This is a genomic window from Telluria sp. Soil_C_11 (genome assembly GCF_057657395.1).
The window spans coordinates 1-419 of the sequence record NZ_JBDGIN010000064.1 but is presented as its reverse complement, the minus strand read 5'-3'; the positions used below and the strand labels follow the sequence as shown (position 1 = coordinate 419).

1 protein-coding gene is annotated in these 419 nt (G+C 56.1%); it reads right to left on the bottom strand.

Annotated elements, in window-relative coordinates; all coding sequences use genetic code 11:
• Positions 1–344 (bottom strand): IS110 family transposase (locus tag AC3A6M_RS24890; RefSeq protein ID WP_487855362.1); only part of this gene is annotated, 344 nt, incomplete at its 3' end.
• Positions 345–419: the final 75 nt, after the last annotated feature.

Below are 419 nucleotides of genomic sequence, written 5' to 3'. Positions count from 1 at the left end.
GCTTCGGTTTTCGGTGTCACGAAACGCATCGAGGGACGGCTGGCCGCTTCGCAGATCGCTTCGGCATCAACGAAGTCGTTCTTGTTGCTCTTGACGAAGGGTCGCACGAATTGGGGAGAGATCAGCTTGACATCGTGTCCGTACCTGGCCAACTGACGGGCCATGTAATGGGCGCCTGCACAGGCTTCCATCACGATTGTGCAAACGTGGAATTTGGCGAGGAATTCGATCAGCTGCTTGCGGTTGAACTTCTTGCGCAGCAGGGCTTTGCCGTGGCGGTCCTGGCCGTGCACGTGGAAATTGTGCTTGCCGAGGTCGATGCCGATGAGGGTAACGTCTTGCATGATGGCCTCCGTCCTGAAAGAACACACCCTACAAGTTTAGGTCTTGTAGGGTGGAGGGGGACCATCTCATTAACG